At 34.6% G+C, this 18,089-nt stretch carries 24 protein-coding genes; 23 read left to right on the forward strand and 1 reads right to left on the reverse strand.

Annotation, left to right across the window (positions count from 1 at the left end; translation table 11 throughout):
- Positions 1–55: 55 nt before the first annotated feature.
- The 8 genes from NST77_RS23065 (at position 56) to NST77_RS23100 (ending at position 6,918) form a co-directional block, all read left to right on the forward strand.
- Positions 56–226, forward strand: a complete 171-nt coding sequence (locus NST77_RS23065; protein ID WP_328283287.1) for a hypothetical protein — start codon at positions 56–58, stop codon at positions 224–226.
- Positions 226–2,214 (forward strand): AAA family ATPase, encoded by a 1,989-nt coding sequence (locus NST77_RS23070; RefSeq protein ID WP_341123605.1) that lies wholly within the window; start codon positions 226–228, stop codon positions 2,212–2,214. Before NST77_RS23065 ends, NST77_RS23070 begins: the two co-directional genes overlap by 1 nt.
- Positions 2,214–3,305, forward strand: a complete 1,092-nt coding sequence (locus NST77_RS23075; RefSeq protein ID WP_328283285.1) for a hypothetical protein — start codon at positions 2,214–2,216, stop codon at positions 3,303–3,305. The genes NST77_RS23070 and NST77_RS23075 overlap by 1 nt, the downstream gene beginning before the upstream one ends.
- Positions 3,305–4,006 (forward strand): MBL fold metallo-hydrolase, encoded by a 702-nt coding sequence (locus NST77_RS23080; RefSeq protein WP_328283284.1) that lies wholly within the window; start codon positions 3,305–3,307, stop codon positions 4,004–4,006. Before NST77_RS23075 ends, NST77_RS23080 begins: the two co-directional genes overlap by 1 nt.
- 30 nt (positions 4,007–4,036) lie before the next feature.
- Entirely contained in the window at positions 4,037–4,909 is an 873-nt protein-coding gene (locus tag NST77_RS23085) for a DnaD domain-containing protein (RefSeq protein WP_341123607.1), read from the forward strand.
- Positions 4,910–4,928: 19 nt separating this feature from the next.
- On the forward strand, positions 4,929–5,447 hold the full coding sequence (locus NST77_RS23090) for a DUF1064 domain-containing protein (protein ID WP_341123608.1): 519 nt from the start codon (positions 4,929–4,931) through the stop codon (positions 5,445–5,447).
- A 38-nt stretch (positions 5,448–5,485) separates the two neighbouring features.
- On the forward strand, positions 5,486–6,043 hold the full coding sequence (locus NST77_RS23095) for a hypothetical protein (protein WP_341123609.1): 558 nt from the start codon (positions 5,486–5,488) through the stop codon (positions 6,041–6,043).
- A gap of 101 nt (positions 6,044–6,144) precedes the next feature.
- Positions 6,145–6,918 carry a DNA-methyltransferase gene (locus tag NST77_RS23100; protein WP_341123610.1) on the forward strand — a complete coding sequence of 258 codons (774 nt, stop codon included), beginning with the start codon at positions 6,145–6,147 and terminating at the stop codon, positions 6,916–6,918.
- Positions 6,919–7,016: 98 nt separating this feature from the next.
- Here the strand turns inward: NST77_RS23100 and NST77_RS23105 are convergent, their stop codons facing one another.
- A complete protein-coding gene (locus tag NST77_RS23105) occupies positions 7,017–7,418 on the reverse strand; it encodes a VOC family protein (RefSeq protein WP_047944069.1) in 402 nt (133 codons plus the stop codon).
- Positions 7,419–7,637: 219 nt separating this feature from the next.
- Between NST77_RS23105 and NST77_RS23110 the strand changes: the two genes are divergently transcribed.
- From NST77_RS23110 to NST77_RS23180, 15 genes are all read left to right on the forward strand, one after another.
- Entirely contained in the window at positions 7,638–8,444 is an 807-nt protein-coding gene (locus tag NST77_RS23110) for a DNA adenine methylase (protein ID WP_341123611.1), read from the forward strand.
- 274 nt (positions 8,445–8,718) lie between these two features.
- On the forward strand, positions 8,719–8,985 hold the full coding sequence (locus NST77_RS23115) for a hypothetical protein (RefSeq protein WP_328283279.1): 267 nt from the start codon (positions 8,719–8,721) through the stop codon (positions 8,983–8,985).
- A gap of 279 nt (positions 8,986–9,264) precedes the next feature.
- On the forward strand, positions 9,265–9,465 hold the full coding sequence (locus NST77_RS23120) for an XtrA/YqaO family protein (protein WP_047944078.1): 201 nt from the start codon (positions 9,265–9,267) through the stop codon (positions 9,463–9,465).
- Positions 9,462–10,241, forward strand: a complete 780-nt coding sequence (locus tag NST77_RS23125; protein WP_328283274.1) for a putative phage abortive infection protein — start codon at positions 9,462–9,464, stop codon at positions 10,239–10,241. Before NST77_RS23120 ends, NST77_RS23125 begins: the two co-directional genes overlap by 4 nt.
- An 89-nt stretch (positions 10,242–10,330) precedes the next feature.
- A complete protein-coding gene (locus NST77_RS23130) occupies positions 10,331–10,516 on the forward strand; it encodes a hypothetical protein (RefSeq protein WP_328283273.1) in 186 nt (61 codons plus the stop codon).
- 6 nt (positions 10,517–10,522) lie between these two features.
- On the forward strand, positions 10,523–10,975 hold the full coding sequence (locus NST77_RS23135) for a sigma-70 family RNA polymerase sigma factor (protein ID WP_341123612.1): 453 nt from the start codon (positions 10,523–10,525) through the stop codon (positions 10,973–10,975).
- Positions 10,976–11,107: 132 nt separating this feature from the next.
- Positions 11,108–11,341, forward strand: coding sequence for a hypothetical protein (locus tag NST77_RS23140; RefSeq protein WP_328283272.1), 234 nt, complete (start codon positions 11,108–11,110; stop codon positions 11,339–11,341).
- A 54-nt stretch (positions 11,342–11,395) separates the two neighbouring features.
- Positions 11,396–11,698 (forward strand): hypothetical protein, encoded by a 303-nt coding sequence (locus NST77_RS23145; RefSeq protein ID WP_341123613.1) that lies wholly within the window; start codon positions 11,396–11,398, stop codon positions 11,696–11,698.
- Between the two features lie 73 nt (positions 11,699–11,771).
- On the forward strand, positions 11,772–12,692 hold the full coding sequence (locus NST77_RS23150; protein ID WP_328283270.1) for a terminase small subunit: 921 nt from the start codon (positions 11,772–11,774) through the stop codon (positions 12,690–12,692).
- The gene (locus tag NST77_RS23155) at positions 12,661–14,007 is read left to right on the forward strand and encodes a PBSX family phage terminase large subunit (protein WP_341123614.1); all 1,347 of its coding nucleotides are present in this window, start codon (positions 12,661–12,663) and stop codon (positions 14,005–14,007) included. The genes NST77_RS23150 and NST77_RS23155 overlap by 32 nt, the downstream gene beginning before the upstream one ends.
- Before the next feature lie 11 nt (positions 14,008–14,018).
- Positions 14,019–15,335, forward strand: a complete 1,317-nt coding sequence (locus NST77_RS23160) for a phage portal protein (RefSeq protein WP_341123615.1) — start codon at positions 14,019–14,021, stop codon at positions 15,333–15,335.
- A gap of 18 nt (positions 15,336–15,353) precedes the next feature.
- Positions 15,354–15,635, forward strand: a complete 282-nt coding sequence (locus NST77_RS23165) for a DUF2829 domain-containing protein (protein ID WP_341123616.1) — start codon at positions 15,354–15,356, stop codon at positions 15,633–15,635.
- A 240-nt stretch (positions 15,636–15,875) separates the two neighbouring features.
- The gene (locus NST77_RS23170) at positions 15,876–16,595 is read left to right on the forward strand and encodes a DUF4355 domain-containing protein (RefSeq protein WP_341123617.1); all 720 of its coding nucleotides are present in this window, start codon (positions 15,876–15,878) and stop codon (positions 16,593–16,595) included.
- A gap of 13 nt (positions 16,596–16,608) precedes the next feature.
- Positions 16,609–16,980, forward strand: a complete 372-nt coding sequence (locus NST77_RS23175) for a hypothetical protein (RefSeq protein WP_341123618.1) — start codon at positions 16,609–16,611, stop codon at positions 16,978–16,980.
- Between the two features lie 17 nt (positions 16,981–16,997).
- Entirely contained in the window at positions 16,998–18,044 is a 1,047-nt protein-coding gene (locus tag NST77_RS23180; RefSeq protein WP_341123619.1) for a major capsid protein, read from the forward strand.
- Positions 18,045–18,089: the final 45 nt, after the last annotated feature.

Raw genomic sequence — 18,089 nt, forward strand, 5'->3', positions numbered from 1 at the left:
TAAAAAATAATATGTAACCTAATTTTATCACACGGTTGAAAGGATGGACAAGCTCATGTATTTCGAAACAAAGAATGGCCCGGTTTATGAGCCAGCTAACCCCATATTAAATAGTTTGTATAAAGTACTAAAGAAAAATGCTCCTGTACTAGATGGAAGCAGAGTGTTTGAAGACTTGGTAGAAACATATGAAGCATTAGTAGCTGATCTAAAGGAGGAAAAATAGTGGCAAATAGAATGATTTTGGAACGTTTAGAGTTAATCAATTTCAAAGGTGTTAAATCGTTTGTGCTTGAAACTAATAACGGAAACACTAAGGTTTACGGTGATAATGCTACAGGTAAAACAACTCTTTTTGATGGTTTCATTTGGTTACTATTTGATAAAGATAGTCAAAACAAAAAGGAATTTTCTCTTAAAACTTTAGAAAATGGTAAAGAAGTACATTATCTTGATCATGAGGTTAACGGAACTTTCTGGATAGACGGAAAGCGAGTTACGTTAAGGAAAGTATATTCCGAGAAATGGACAAAGAAACGTGGATCAGCTACATCAGAGTTTAGCGGACATACAACGGAGTATTATATCGATGATATTCCTTCCAAAAAGAAAGACTATATGGATTTTATCGATTCTATAACAAAAGAAGAAATATTCAAGTTACTAACGAGTCCATCTTACTTTAATGAACAAGTTAAAAAGCTTGATCGCAGAAAAACATTAGTGGAAGTTGCTGGTGACTTGACGGAAGAAGAAATTATCAAGAGTAACCCAGCGTTAGAGAAAGTACCAGCGATTCTTCAAGGAAAAACAGTAGAAGAACACAAAACAAAAATAACAGTTAAACAAAAAAAAATTAATGATGAGTTAAAAGTTATCCCAGTAAGAATTGGAGAAGTACAACGTGGCTTACCTGATTTAAATGGACTTAATAAACAGCAATTAGAAAATGATGTTGAAGAAATTAACCAAACAATAGATGAAAAAACGACCATGATTAATAGTATTAGAAATGGAAAATCCGTAACAGATAAACAAATGAAAATTCAAGAGATCGATATGCAGCTTATCGATATTCAACGGAATCATGATATGAACTCTAAAGATAGTCTATATAAATTAAAAGCTCGTTTACAAGAAGAACAATCAAATGTATCGATAATTCAATCTAAGATAGATAGCCTAAAAATCAGTAAAAAATATAATGATGATTCCATAAAGAAATTGTCTCAAGAAGTTATATCTTTGCGAACACATTGGAATGAAATAAATGATGAGCTTTTTGAACATAACGATAAATGCGAATGTCCTACTTGTGGACAAGCCTTACCACAAGAGCAAGTCGATGAGGCTAGAAACAAAGCTTTGTCATCCTTTAATCTCAATAAGGCTACGAAGCTAGAAGAAATTACGGTTAAAGGACAACAATTAAATAAACGCATTGAGATGCTTACTAAAGAAAATGAATCATTAGAAGCTCAATATCAAAAGTTGAATAGTCAAATTGAAGAAAAACAAGCCGCTATTCAGACTCTCCAAGAACAAATAAGCCTAAATGAAAATTCTTTAACTGATATTTTAGATAATCCTGAATATGTTTCGAAGTTGAAAGAAAAACAAGTGATTCAACAGGAAATGAAAGACATTCAGGAGATGGCAGAAGAAAATATTCAATCCATTCAAAGGGAGATTGTTGAATTAAAAGCAAAACGAGAAGCGGTACAAGCTGAAATAGGAAAATTTGCTGCTGCTGTACAATCGCAAAAGCGCATAGATGAATTAATGGAACAGGAAAAGGAACTTGCCGCTGAATATGAACGCTTAGAAGAAGAATTATATTTAACCGAAGAATATATCAAGACCAAAGTAAACCTCCTAGAAGAAAAAATCAATAGTCGTTTTAAATATGCACGGTTCAATTTATTCAAAACAAATATTAATGGTGGCTTAGAAGAAATCTGTGAAACAACATTTAATGGGGTACCATATTCAAGCGGTTTAATTAATGCCGCAAAAATAAATGTGGGATTAGACATTATTAACACTTTGTCTGAGCATTATGGATTTTCAGCACCAATCTTTATCGATAATAGCGAGGCAGTTACAAAGCTAATTGATACAGAAGCACAAACCATATCTCTTGTAGTTTCTGAAGCAGATAAAGCATTAAGAGTTGTAACCAGTAATGAGTCTTCATATCAGGAGGTAATCTAATGACGGAGCAATTGGCCAAACAAGAAAAGCAATTCGAAACACAATTAACAAAAGTAAATAATACGTATCTTCCCATGATTAATCGTCAATTAGAAGGTAACGGAGTAAACATGGATGATTATTCAAAACAATGTGTAATAGCAGCTATAAGTACTATAAACAGTGTTTTGGACACAAAAGGCATCAGATGGAATGATCCACAATTAGACCAAAGTAATGTTACCCAAGTGTTGTTAGATGTTGCTGCATTGAAACTAAATGCAGCTGCAAACCCAAGAGAAGTTTACTTTCAAATACGAAATGTAAAAAGGGGAGAAAATAATTGGGTGAAACAAATTGAAATGGGAATCGAGGGAGATGGAAACGACGCAATCCTTGCTCGTTTTGGGCGCGGAGTAGAATCCATTAAGCAACATTGGTTAGTGCGAGAAGAAGACCATTTTGTTTATCCAACTTATAACGGTTTAGAACTAAGTCCACCACAATGGACGCCAACTGGTAAGGGAGAGGTTGTTCGAGTCGTTTATCCGATTCAAAAAAAGGATGGTAGTGTGGAATACCATATTGCTGAGCGAGATGATGTAGTAAAAAATCTTATCGCTCATGTAAATAACAACATGATGAACGAAACTTTTGGAATTGCAAAAGACAGATTTAAAGCTACAGCAGAACAAAAAAGTCAAATAGATAAGAAAAAACAAGAGATTCTAAAAAAAGTAAAGGATTTGGGATTGAGCGCATTAGATGATGAATCAATTCAGCAATATATTAGCCCAGCTTGGAGAGATCCGCAGAGCAGGGAATCTATGATTGTACGAAAAATGAGAAATAATATCGTGAAAAAAATTCCCAAAGACTTCGGTAGTGCCTTTGTGGAAATTACTTATGATCAAAATGCAGACAATGAATATAAGCGAGTCAGAAAAGAAATTAATGAGTACGCAAATCAAGAAGTGTTAGATTTCGAACCTGCTCCTCATGAACAAGAACAGAAACAAACAGCAGAAGTGATTGACCATGAACCTGTGCAAGAGACATTCCAACAAGAACCACCTAAACAATCAACAGGAACGAATGGACCTAACTTTTAATGATAAAAATTACAGCAATCGCAACTGGAAGTTCGGGTAATGCTTATCGAGTGACAGACGGTAAGACTTCCCTTCTTCTAGAATGCGGAATTAATTATCGTGATATTCAAATGGCCTTTGGTTTTAGAATGTCAGAGATTGCAGGTTGCCTGGTGACACATGAACACAAGGACCATTGTAAAAGTATAAATGAAGTAATGAGAGCTGGTATTGACGTTTATACGTCACAGGGAACTAGAAAGGCTCTTGGTATTGAAAATCATCGTATAAAAACAGTTGAGGCAAAGAAATCATTTCGGCTTGGCACATGGTCTATTTTACCGTTTGATGTGCAACACGATGTAAGTGAACCATTGGGATTTCTATTAGCAAATGAAGAAGGGGAAAGATTGTTATTTGCAACTGATACGTATTACATCAAATACAAATTTAACAATCTTACTCATATCATGATCGAATGTAACTATTCACAAGAAATATTAAACCGAAATATAGCTGAAGGACGTGTTCCTCATATAATGAAAAAACGTCTAATGAGATCACACTTCAGCATAGAAAATGTCAAAGATTTTTTGTTAGCAAATGATTTGAAAAAGGTTCAAGAAATATGGTTATTACATTTATCTGATAGTAATTCGGATGAAGAAATGTTCAAAAGAAAAATTATGGAGCTTACGGGAAAATTGGTTTATGTCCCTTAGGACCACAGGAGATAGGAGGGGTTAAACAGCATGAACTACATAAAAGAGCTTAACGCATTCTATGATTGGCTTGAAATAAATGAACTGTCTCCATCAGCAATTAATTTATGGTATGCATTGATGCACATAAATAATAAGGCTGCATGGGCAGAAACATTTACGGTAGCGGAATCGGTGTTATGCGTTAAGACAGGATTAACCGATCGTACCCTTCGAAAAGTAAGAAACGAATTGAAGCAAAAGAATAGAATTGATTTTATTTCTAGAAAGGGAGGAAGGGCTCCAATATATAGAGTCATTTCCTTTTACTCTACGGAAAATAATTCCGCGGATAGTTCCGAAGAAAATAAACCTACGGAAATAAATTCCGCTGATAGTGCCGGGGTTGGTGCCGAGGGTAGTTCCGTAGGTAGTGCCGGAGATAGTTCCGCATTAAATAAAAGAAAAGAAACTAAACCAAACGAAACAAATACAGCTGCTGTTACTAAGCATTCAAATTATTTTGATGAATACATGATCTGCTTTAGTGGACAACCTTCTCCAATACAGATTCAGGAGATAAATAGCTTTATAGACAAAGATGGTCTACAAGAAGAGGTAATTTGCTTAGCATTCCGTAAAGCTTCAGAGAATGGCGCCAAGTATCCTTATGCCAGGTCTATCTTAAACAGCTGGTCTAAAAAAGGAATACGAACTGCTGAGGATGTCCAAAAAGAGCAAGAACAATTTGAGGCTAATCGTCAGCAACAAGTTAGCCAAAGGAAGGGCTTTGCTCCTATACGAAAAGAAAAAATACCAGAGTATTGGGACAGCGAAAATTCTCACGAAGAGCAGCAAATGGATTCTGACGAATTAGAAAAACGAAGAGTTGCACTACAAGAACGTATAAGAGCATTGAAGTGAGCCTGAAAGGAGCACATATATGGCAAGAAATAAGTATGGCAATAAAAAGACAGTGGTAGATAATATCACCTTTGACAGCCAAGCCGAAGCTACATATTACTTGCAGCTCAAATGGCTATTACAAGCAAAACAAATTAAGTCTTTTAAATGCCAACCAAGATTTCTTCTTCAGGAAGCATATACAAAACAGGATGGAAAGAAAGTCCGGAAGATTGAATATGTAGCAGATTTTGAGATTCATAACTTGGATGGATCCGTGGAAGTAATCGACATCAAAGGAGCAGAAACAAAAGAGTTTTTGCTTAAGAAAAAGATTTATGAATACAAGTTCGATATTCCACTAAAGGTGCTGGCTTATGAGGAATCATTGGGCTTTATTGAGCTAGATAAACTAAAAAAACTAAGAAAGGGTGCTGTTAGTGGCAAGAAGAGTCGTAGTAACAAAAGCAGCCAGTCTCGATCGCGAAATATTACAAGTCCTAACAGTATACGAGGAAGGGTTAGGCAAACAAGAAGTACGCAAGGAAAATCCGTATAGCAAGAAACATGGGGTGCTATATCCAAGAGGTAAAAGTTATGAATACAAGTGAAATGATCCAAGGAATATGCGTGGATACCGCCAATACAACAGTACTAGTAGAGGGCCAAACATACTTTTTATTTCCTAATGGTCCTAACTACTTTTATGTATCAATATTCCCAGATAGTAAAGCGCATAAGGGCTGTTATCAATCAAGGTGTTTTCAAATCATAAAAAAGCTTAAAGAAGAGTGGCCAGGAGAACCGAAAGGACCACGCTTGGTAAGTGATTATGACAAAGAGAAGGTCTATAAAGCACAGCTGGTATGGAGGAAGCCAGGATATAGAGGAACGGAGCTAAAAGAGTATTTTATTCGTTTGAAAGTGGAGTATCCAGAACAGAAATTAAAGATTAATTTGGTGGATAGCTGCTACTTCTATGATCAATACGAAAACGGACAATTCGAAGGTTTTAGAGGATGTTTTCCACTCCATTGGTTTGGAGAGATGGAGGAAGTACTAGACACTTATAACCAAGAGTTTAGTGAGAAGGAGCAAATAGTTGTCACAGAACCAGTTATAAATGGATATGAACAGTTATCCCTATTTGATTAAAAGAAGAGGGATTAATAGAATAAGAGACTTTAAAAGTCTCTCAAAGATAGAACAGGTGTTCGGATAATACCTATTATACATCTTTGAGAGGAGAAAAGAAAATGAGTTTAAAAGAAAACACTATTTATCAAATGGATTGCTTAGAAGGAATGAAGTCTATTCCTGATAATTCAATCGATCTTATTCTATGTGATCTTCCTTACGGAACGACACGATGTAATTGGGATAGCATTATTCCGTTTGAACCACTTTGGGAACAATACAAAAGGGTTATTAAAGAAAATGGTGCTATTGTTCTTACGGCGAGTCAACCGTTTACTACAGCATTAATTGCATCAAATATGAAGTGGTTTAGATACGAATGGATTTGGAAGAAAGGTAATCATATAACAGGATTTCCAAATGCAAACCGAATGCCATTGAAAAATCATGAAAATGTATGTGTATTTTATAAAAAATTACCAACGTATCATCCGCAGGGCTTAATACCAATACAGGCTAAGAAAGTGAAAAAAAGTCCTAAAATGAAAGTTCTAGGCGAACGAAATGCAACATTAACAAAATCACATTATGTAAGATACAAAAACTTTCCTAAGAGCGTTTTGGATTTTCCAAGAGATAGTAAAACCTTTCATCCCACTCAAAAACCTTTGTCGCTTTTTGAGTACATCGTTAAAACATACACAGATGAAGGGGAAATAGTTTTGGATAATTGTATGGGCGGATTTACAACGGCGGTAGCTTGTGACAATACAAATAGAAGATGGATAGGGTTTGAATTACAGAAAGAATATTGCGAGGTTGGGTTAGAACGCATCAATGAAAATAGAAAAAATCTGGGATTACCTATGGTAAAGATAGAAACACATATTTAATGATGGAGGCATATCAAGTGATTTTACCACTTGATATGCTTTGGAAAATACAGAGGATAAAGAAATAATATGAAATTCTAATATGATAAGCAGTTTATTTATTGCCCAGGATGCAAAACATTTGTTGCACCAAGTAAATTTCCGTCAGGATCTTGAAAACTAAAACCTCCATAGCCGTGGTTGGGATCAATATTTAATGTACCGACAAGTACGTCTTGCTCTTTAAGCCAACTATGAAACTCGGCTAATGAAGGAGTGAAGAAGTCGATTATGCTATGTACGTTTTCTGTAATTGTATTTTTGAATGATAGTTTGTTTAATTCTTCTGTTTCGACCAAGTAGATTGTTGGTACGCCTTTAGATTCAAATGTAAGCATAGCAGTAACACTATCTTGATAATGAACTTTTAAGTCAAAGATAGCTAAATACCAATCTAGTGATTTTTTTAGATTCGAAACCGGAATTTCCAAGGTTGCAACATGTGGTGTGAATTTACCCATTATAAGACCTCCTAAAATTAATCGTTATTTAATTATTAGCTAAGAAGATAAAATTTCCTTTATTTTATTCAAATAATATAAGAATTATTAAGTTTACTAGGTTCATTATGGATCACCATCACTAGTAGCAATGAGAGGAATAAAAGAATCTAGTTATACAAAATGTGAATTTGAAGAAGTTTAGTAATTTATGTGGGTTAGGGTTAGAAAGGAGTAAAAATGGTGATACCAAGAATTTTACATTATCCAGGTTCGAAATGGAGTATGGCCAGCTGGATAATTAGCCATATGCCTGAACATAAGACATACTTGGAACCTTTCTTTGGATCCGGAGCAGTGTTTTTTAATAAACCAAAATCAAGTATTGAAACAATAAATGATATGGATAGCAGTGTGGTTAATCTTTTTAAAGTCATAAGAGATAATCCGGAAAAGTTAGCCAAACTTATTGAATGGACACCTTTTTCAAGAGAAGAATATTATTCCTCCTATGAATTTGAGACAGGAAATGAACTCGAAGATGCAAGAAGATTCCTAGTTAGGTGCTGGCAAGCGATAGGAGCTAAAACAAGTGATAGAACAGGATGGAGAAGTCTTATTTCTTCAAATGGTCCAGATGTAGCAAAAGAATGGAGTAAACTTCCTGAAAAAATAATAATAGTTGCTAAACGTTTAAAGGAAGCACAAATTGAGCATCAACCAGCTGTAAAGTTGCTTGAAAGGTATCAGAGAAAAGAAGTTCTCATTTATGCAGATCCTCCTTATATTTTGGAAACTCGAACTAAAAGACACTATAAATACGAAATGACAATAGAAGACCATATTGAGTTGTTAGATATATTAGACCAACATCCTGGTCCAGTTATTCTTTCAGGATATGCACATCAGGTTTATGATGAACGCTTAATTCATTGGCGAAGAGTAACTATGGAAGTAGCTGCCGAAGCAGGAGCAAAAAGGCAAGAAGTTTTATGGATAAATCCGATTGCAGCAGTACAAGGAAGTTTTCAAGAATCGTTATTTTAGGAGTGATTCTTTATGAGCATAACAAGCTTGTTTGATATGAGATTATGCCTCATATGTAACGGGACTGGAATGATAGGCAATAAGGTTTGTCAGCAATGTAAAGGTACTGGTGATCCTCCATTAAAAATTAAAAAGAAACCTAAGTAGGGTATAGTATGAGTTTCCTTTTCGGTTTTTGTCTAGGTCAGTTATTTATTACTGTGGTTATGTATTTGGGATATAGGCACCAGGAGAGAAAACATAGATAACTATTATTCATTAAAGGAGAAATTATATGAAATATTTTGAAGTTAGTTCGCCATATTACGCATTATTAAAAGCAGAAAGTAAAGAGAAGGCAAAGGAAAAATATATCGAACATGTAGCAGATAATGATGGATCTTTAGATGTATGTATGAATGAGGTTGGAAGAGATTATGCTTTAGCTAGATTTAGTCAAACTCCATTGGAAAATAAAAAATTAGTTCCAGTTAAGGAAGTGCTAGAAGATTTCCATGCTGCAGAGTATGAAGTTTTGATTATAGATAGTGCTTTAATTTAATCACAACATATGAAACTTATCCGCAGAAGGAAGAGTGAAGGAAATTGATGATTCTTTTTGAAAAATATGTTTGGAATCCAATAAAAAAACACTGGAAACTTACTTATTTAGTACTTGCGTTATTGCTATTAGTGTCTCCATTGATTAGATTTTTAATCAAATAAGATAACGAAAGGGCAGTAAATAAAAAAATTCGTGTTTCAGGAAAGTAAAAGATTAAATAGGATTTTACCCAACAAACAAGAATAACAGATTAATAAATTTAGGGAAGTGATCCTCATGAGACTTAAAGAATTAGAGATTAATACTAGTACAATGCGACTAGAAGTTGATATAATGGAACAAAAAGGAAGCTTTGCCATTGTTGTGTGTGATGGCCGAGCTAAGCTTACTCAACTGCCGGAACATGGGGAGACAAAAATCATCACTCATCAAGGGAAGGTGAAGCGGGTTAAGTTTGATGAGGGGGAAGATTTTTGAAAAGGTGGTTTTCAGAAAAGTGGAAGAAGATTGAGAATAGATATATTTTTTCAGCAATAATAGCTATAGGGATAGCTATCCTGTTACCGATTGGAATATATCTTTTTAGAAACAAAAATCATTACAGTACGCTTGATGCATTAGGTCCAGTTGGAGATTTCTTAGGTGGATCAACGATTGCTTTTTTTAATATAGCCAGTATATTGATGTTAGTTGCCGCAATTGTAATGCAGAAAGAGGAATTATCATTACAAAGAAAAGAAGTAGAGGCAACAAGAGAAGAATACAAAATTACAAATCAAACAATGAAAAAGCAACAGTTTGACAGCATTTTTTTTAACTTAATCGGCCTTCACAATGAAATAGTAAAAGAGATTAGTATAGATAATAACCCTAAAGGTAGAAAATCTCTTAATCAATATTACTATACAGTAACTAATAATATTGGTCTTACTCTTGCAAAAAATAGCCAGATGGTATTAGAAAGAATTAAAATTTCTTTTCAAGAAAAAGATAGTGAAATAGGACATTATTTACGGAATTTAAAAAGAATTATAATCCTTGTAAATAATACAGTAGAAGAAATTGACACTAAAAAAATTTATTATGGTATTCTTAGAGATCAACTTACAACCCAAGAATTAATGTTACTATTTTTATATGTAGTGAAAATAGGAAATGAAGATTTTAAAGAAGTTATTTTAATCAATGATTTTTTTAGTTCTGAATTAGATAATAATAATTATTATACTGCATTGAACTATTTATTAAATTAGTTCTACCAGCCAACTGGAGGACACTGAACAAGCGGTTAACACCGTTTCGTTTGGTGTCCTTTTTTATTTATCCAAGTGAGGTGATAATGATGAATCCACCATTAAAAACACAGCTTAAAGAATGGGAAAAACAACATGTTAAGACTCAGTCACCTAAGAAAAAGTCAGTTGCAAAAAAGAAAGAACTCCTTTCACAAAGAGATTTAGAAGAGCTAATGGACATAAAAAAACCTACATATAGAAGACATAATGGCGCATTAAGACAAAGGGGGTAATCGTGAATGGAGATAAATATTGCAGAATTAATTAGGGATTACCGAATGATGAAAAGAGAAATTGAAAGGCTACAAAGAATTATTTATGGGAAATCTCTCCCTATGCGATCCTGGGGAGTTGCTCAATATGGGGTTGAAGCAACATTACCTCATGGAAATTCTGGCAAAAGCCAAGCAGAATTGAGGGACATGGATATTCGAGAACAGAAGCAAATAATGAGATTGAAAGAATATCAACGAAAAGTGTTTGCTATTGAAAGTGCTGGGGATTTTCTAGATAAAGAAATATTGAAAATTGTTTATGATTGTATGCTTAGCGGAATGACTAGGCAGCAAATAGCGGTTCATTTAGAGATATCTAGGGATTCCGTTGATAAATTAAGAGCCGACATAAAGGCGCAAATCGGCACAAATACGACTTTTTCCAAACTTTTGCATGGTGAAAAATCGGCAGTGTAAAATGGAAGGCAGGACGGGGAGGCGGTTAATAAGCTGCTTTCTCTAATTTTGTTAGAGAGCATTACCTTCGGTAAAGTAAAATAGAACTACCATTTTTCCATATTTACCCGATAAAATATTTGGAGGTGTTTTATGGAAAAAATCGATTTTAGTCCTGTTGGGAATACAGTAAATGGAATGGCTATCCAATTTGGAATAGTCATGATAACTGGGGCAATAGCATTTATAGTAGTTTTTATCTTACTGAGGTTAATTAAAATCCCAAAACAGATTGCTAATTTTCTTGCGACTGCAGCATTGTTGGCTGCTTTATATTATTCTTTTACGACAAATTATTTACCGTGGGTTCAAAGTTTGATTGGATAATTGCAGGAAAACGTCTCCTTTTGTCGAAGTGAAATTACAGAGGAGGAGATGAATTTGTCGTTATTTAACCAATTAAAAGATGATAAAATTAGTTATGTTGAAAAAATTGTTTCTCAATGGGAAGTGACACTTGGTGAACAAAGTGTTGGTATTAGAATTACACTAGATAGTAATGGATATTATCAATATAAGACCAGTCATTTTTATCAAAGAAGCGAGCTAGCAGGTATTGTTTTAAATACTCAAGCAAACTTCTCTAGTGAGGAAGAGGCATTAATTTATGCTAAAAAACAATTAGTTGGTTTCTATGAAGCTGACGATGAAACATCTAAATGGATTATAAACGAAAATTATTAAGTATTAAAGTATCCTAAGGGATGCTTTTTTCTTTTGTTAAACACAATTATCGGAGGTGGCAGGTGAATGTAAAATGAATTGGGAAGAAATCAGAAATGAGTTTGAAACAACAAACATTACATTGAAAGCACTGGCCGAAAAACATGATATCAAACTCGGTACATTAAAGAGTAGAAAAAGCAGAGAAGGTTGGTCGAGAGGTGCTCCTAAAAAAGATGCAACCAAATCTAAAAAGGATGCAACCCAAAAACAAAAGGTTGCGACGAATAAGATAAGAGATGCAACTACTTCAGTTCAAGAATATGCTCCAGAATTATCACTTGATGACTTCTCAGAAGAGAGTGGATTAACTGATAAACAAAGCATGTTTTGTCTTTTTTATGTGAGAACTTTTAATGCAACACAGGCAGCAATCAATGCGGGGTATTCTCCAGCAACTGCTCATGTACAAGGTCCACGCTTGTTAGGAAATGTTAGAGTTCGTGAGGAAATCAAACGAATTAAGCAAACAATGACAGGTGAGTTATTTATAGATGCTATGGATGTCCTAAATAAGTACATTAAGATAGCCTTTTCTGACATTACAGATTATCTCACTTTTGGCCAAAGAGAAGAGCCGGTTATCGGAGCGTTTGGGCCTGTTAAAGATGAGCATGATAATCAATTAATGCAAGAAGTGAACTTTGTAGATTTCAAGCATTCTAATGTAGTAGATGGAACACTTATTACAGAAGTAAAACAAGGCCGTGATGGTGTGTCTATTAAGTTAGAGGATAGAAAATGGGCATTAGACAAGCTATCGAAATACTTTGATCTATTCCCTGATGAGTTTAAACGGAAGATTGAGGAAGAGAAGCTTAAGATTGCTCACTTTAAACTTCATGGTAAAGAGGACGAGGATGAATATGAAGATGATGGTTTTGAAGATGCTTTAAATGCAGTAACTTCGGAGGTGTGGTCAGATGGTAGCAACTCAACCGAAGAAGACAGTTAAAGAATTTTCCTTTTTAACAAGAGCACCAAAGAAAAAGAAACCAGCACCATTTAAATTCAAGCCGTTTTCTATAAAGCAAAAACAAGTACTTACCTGGTGGAGAAAAGATTCGCCGATGAAAGATAAAGATGGAATCATTTGTGATGGTTCTGTTCGTGCTGGTAAAACAGTCGTCATGTCTTTATCTTTTGTTATGTGGGCGATGGATACATTTCATGAATGTAATTTGGGCATGTCGGGTAAAACGATAGGCTCTTTTCGTCGTAACGTGATAACTCCATTAAAAAGGATGCTAAAGGCTAGAGGATATAAAGTTAAGGACCACAGAGCAGATAACTTCATGACTATTACTTATAAAGGTAAAATAAATTACTTTTATATTTTTGGTGGTAAAGATGAAGGCTCACAGGACTTAATCCAAGGTATCACATTAGCCGGAATGTTTTTCGACGAAGTAGGATTAATGCCTCAAAGCTTTGTTAACCAAGCAACTGCTCGTTGTTCTGTTGACGGTGCAAAATTTTGGTTTAACTGTAACCCAGCTGGACCATTTCATTGGTTTAAAGTTGAGTATCTAGACCAATTGAAAGAAAAGAACATGGTTCATATCCATTTCACTATGGATGATAATCTTTCGCTTACTCCTAAGACGAAAGAGCGCTATAAAAGGATGTATAAAGGTATATTCTATAAGCGTTTTATTCTTGGTTTATGGGTGCTTGCAGAAGGTATTATTTTTGACATGTTCGATAAGGAAAAACATGTTGTTGCAACTGAATCAAGAAAATACTCCAAATACTATGTCAGCATTGACTACGGTACTCAAAACCCAACAACTTTTGGTTTGTGGGGTCTTTGTGGTGATGTCTGGTATAAGACAAAGGAATATCATTATGATGGCCGTCAAATGAGCAAACAAAAGACAGACCAAGAATATCTTGATGATTTAAAGGAATTTGTTGCAGATATCAGTAATTTTAGAGGGGTTATCGTGGATCCGTCTGCTGCTAGTTTTATTGCTCTGCTTAAAAAGAATGGATTTAAAGTAATTAAAGCCAAAAATGATGTATTAGACGGTATACGTAATATGGCTAGTGCTTTAAACAATTTAATGATCAAATACAATGATTGCTGCAAAGAAACATTTCGTGAGTTTTCCTCTTATATTTGGGATGAGAAAGCAGCTGATCGTGGAGAAGACAAACCAGTTAAACAGAATGATCACCAAATGGATGGTGACAGATATTTCGTGAATACGATTCTGTTTAATAGAAATAAACTTGGTACAATGGATAAAAAATCATTTGGTTTATAGGAGGTGATTACTTGCTGAAAATAAGAGTTAATAAAGCTATTGAAATCACAGAAGAACTTATAAGAAATATAATCGCTATGTGGGATAGTGGAAAAGAAAATGAACGTCTTTTAAAGCTAGAAAAGTATTATAAAGGCGAACATGATATTCTTGATCGTCCTATAGATGGAGATAAGCCGAATAATAAGTTGGTAATTAACTATGCAAAGCTTATTACTGACAATGTTACTGGCTATTTTATGGGCATTCCAGTTACTTACGAGAGTGACGAGAAAGAATTTATCAATAAAGTATTTGAAATCTTGGATGATAATTCGGAAGAAGATGTTAACTTTGAACTCGCTAAAACCATGAGTAAAGCCGGAAGAGCCTATGAACTTATTTATGCAGATGAAGAAGCAAATGTCCGATTTAAAGAAATTGATAATAAATCAGTTATCCCTGTTTATACAGATGACATTCAAGAGAGGTTACTTTTCGCAATTAGACATTATACTAGTGAAGATATATCAACTGGTGATAAAACGAATAAAGCAGAGGTTTATACGTCTGATGAAATCATTTATTATGAGTCAACCTCAAATAAACTAACAGAAGTCGAAAGAAAAGAACATCATTTCGGAGAAGTGCCAATTAATGAGTACATTAATAATAATGAAATGATGGGTGATTTCGAAGTAGTTCTTTCTCTAATTGACGATTACAATAAATCTCAATCTGATAGTTCAAATGATTTTGAGTACTTTACAGATGCCTATTTAAAACTTGTTGGGATGGATGCCACAGAATGGGCTGACGTAAAGGAAATGAAGAAAAATAGGGTTATTATTGTTCCTCCAGAAGGAGATGCGGGATGGCTAATTAAAGAGGTCAATGATGCCGCAACGGAAAATTATAAAAATCGATTGCAGAATGATATTCATCGAATTAGCCAAGTGCCTGATCTTACAGATGAAAAGTTTGCTGGAAATGTATCTGGTGAGGCAATGAAATATAAGTTATGGGGTTTAGAGCAAATAGCCGCAATTAAAGAGCGTAAATTTAAAAGCCCCTTAATTAAGCGCCTTAGATTGATTACTAACTTTTTAAATAAAAAAGGCGCCAATTATGATTACAATAAAATAAATCTTAAATTTCATCGAAATATCCCTAAGAACCTTATTGAATTAGTAGAGATGGTACAAGATTTAGGTAGTACTGTTAGTCAAAAGACAAAACTTGGTCTGTTGCCATTTATTGATGATGTGGATGCAGAGATTAATCGTATTCAAGAAGATGGAAAGCGTACAATAGGCGAAATTTATGACGGTGCAACTAAAATTATTTAATAGATTGGAGGGAGGAAGATGAATTTTAGTCAAGCTCTTGATAAATTAAAAAAGGGTGGAAAAGTTGCTCGTTCAGGTTGGAATGGTAAAGGGATGTTCATTTATCTAGTTCAAGGTAATGAAATTTCAGTACCTAATTTACGGAACGAAGCTTTAAAACATGTTGGAATGAATAGGGCTACTGCGGATAAAGTTAAAATCAATTCCCACATTGATATGCAATCAGCTGATGGTTCAATAGTCGTTGGATGGGCAGCTTCACAAATTGATATGTTGGCGGAAGATTGGCGAGTCGTTTAATAACGGCTTTTTATTTTGCACAAAAGTAAGGAGAAAGTTATGAAACTACTACTAAAAAGGCTAATAGGAAATCCTTTTTGTAAACATGAATACAGATTGAAGGAGTCGTTTCTCATAAACAGTGGGCTGAATAAAATGTGGATTTATAGATGTGAGAAGTGTCAAAAAGAGAAGTATCAAACTTTATGAAAATATGCAACTTACAGGCGCGAACTGTAAGGGGCATTAGGAGGAAAAAAGATGGAAAATAAAGTACTAAATCCGGTAATTCCGTTAGCAAAGAAACAAGTTGAGTTATTTAAAAAGGAAAGTCCTATTGAACATCTTTACAGATTAAATTTACAGTTTTTTGCTGAAGGAGATGGCGAATCAGGAGGCGGAGATGGCAACGGTGCAGCTGGTGAAGGAGATAAAAATAGTAAAGATACAATTGAACTTCCTAAATCAGAAGAAGAATTAAAAAAACTCCTACAGAGCGAATCCGATAAGAGGGTCACAGATGCTTTAAAAACAGCCCAAGCAAAGTGGGAAGCTGATTATAAGCAAAAGTTAGAATCAGAGAAAGCAGAGGCAGAGAAACTTGCTAAAATGACTGCTGCAGAGAAGGAGCAAGCACTTCTTGATAAACAGAAAAAAGAGATTGAGGATAGAGAAAGGGCCATTCAACAAAAGGAACTTAAGCTTGAGACAATCAACATTCTGAATGAGAAGAAGTTGCCTATTACTTTTGCTGACCTTTTACTTGCTGATGATGCTGACAAAACAAAAGGAAATGTTGATACTTTTGAAAAAGCTTTCCGTGAAGCAGTTGATGCTGCAGTAACGGAAAGATTAAAAGGAAATACGCCAGGTAGCGGTAGCTCTAATCCTAGCGCGATTAACTATGGTCAAAAGGCTGCAGAAGCTAATAAACAAAATAATGCTTCTCTTGAAGAAGCTAGAAAATCCTATTTTAAGTAAGGAGGAAATATAGATGAGTAAATTTGTAACTACATCTTATACAAATAAAAAAGAAATTCTAAAGTTTCCAGATCATTACGTGAATGTTGCGGTAACGGTGAGTGACACAGGTGTTAAAGCAAATGATGATGGTAAGAAAATTGTACCTGCAGGAACGATTGTAGGTGGAGGTTTCTTAGCAGACGAAGCAGTTAATGCAGTTAAAGCTACAACGACAGAAGGTGTATCTAATGCAGAAGGTGTTCTATTTAATGATGTAGATGTAACTTATGGTCCAGCTCCTGGAGCAGTACTTATTCATGGGTTTGTAGCAATCGATAAATTACCTGCAACACCATCTACTGAAGAACAAGCAGCATTAAAACAAATTACATTTTTGAAATAAGAGAGGAATGAATATATATGCCAACAATTTTTGATTTAGTAAATGCGCCAAATATTGCAACATATTATCAAGCTAATCCATCTAATGCTGTTCCTTATTTAGGAGCAACGCTTTTCCCAGCTAAGAAACAACTTGGATTAGATTTGAGTTGGATTAAAGGATCAAATGGATTACCAGTAGCTTTGATGCCGTCTGAATTTGATGCTAAAGCAACTTTAAGAGATCGCATCGGATTTGATAAAGTACAAACAGAAATGCCGTTTTTCCGTGAAGCAATGAGAATTGGTGAAAAAGATCGTCAAGAATTAAATCGTCTTGCAGCTTCTAATTTAGATAGTATGATTATGCCAGTTATAAACAATATTTATGATGATGTAACTAAGTTAGTGAATGGTGCGATGGTACAACCTGAAAGAATGATCATGCAATTACTATCAACTGGTAAAATTGCAATCACAGCAAATCGATTAAGTTACGATTACGATTACAAAATGTCTGCTGAACATAAAGAAACGTTAACAGGTAGTGCAGTTTGGAGTGATTACACAGGTTCTGATCCAGTAAATGACATAATCGAATGGCAGAACAAAGTAGAAGAGGATACAGGTTTCCGTCCTACGAATGCTATTTGTACTCGTAAAACATGGAATTATTTGATTAAGAACAAGTCTATTCGTTTAGATATGAACCCTATTGGTGGGCAAAATATCATCATGACTGATGCTATGCTGAGAAGCTATTTATCTGAAAAACTAGGATTGTCTGTTGCTGTTTATAACAAAAAATTCGCATTGCAAGATGGATCTACAAGTTTATTCTATCCGGATGATCATTTTACTTTACTACCAGATGGTAATCTTGGTAACACGTATTTTGGTACAACTCCGGAAGAATCTGATCTCATGACTGGCCAATCTACTGCTGACGTTTCAATTATTAACACTGGGGTTGCCATTACCACAATCAAAGAACCGCATCCAGTAAACGTTGAAACAATTGTATCTATGATTTCGCTGCCAAGCTTTGAAACGATCGATAACATCTTTATTGCAAAAGTTAACTAAGGAGAGGGTTTTCCCTCTCCTATCTTATTTGAAAGGAGATAATAA

It is taken from the genome of Niallia sp. FSL W8-0177, from assembly GCF_038006285.1.
Taxonomy (GTDB): Bacteria; Bacillota; Bacilli; order Bacillales; family Cytobacillaceae; genus Niallia; species Niallia circulans_A.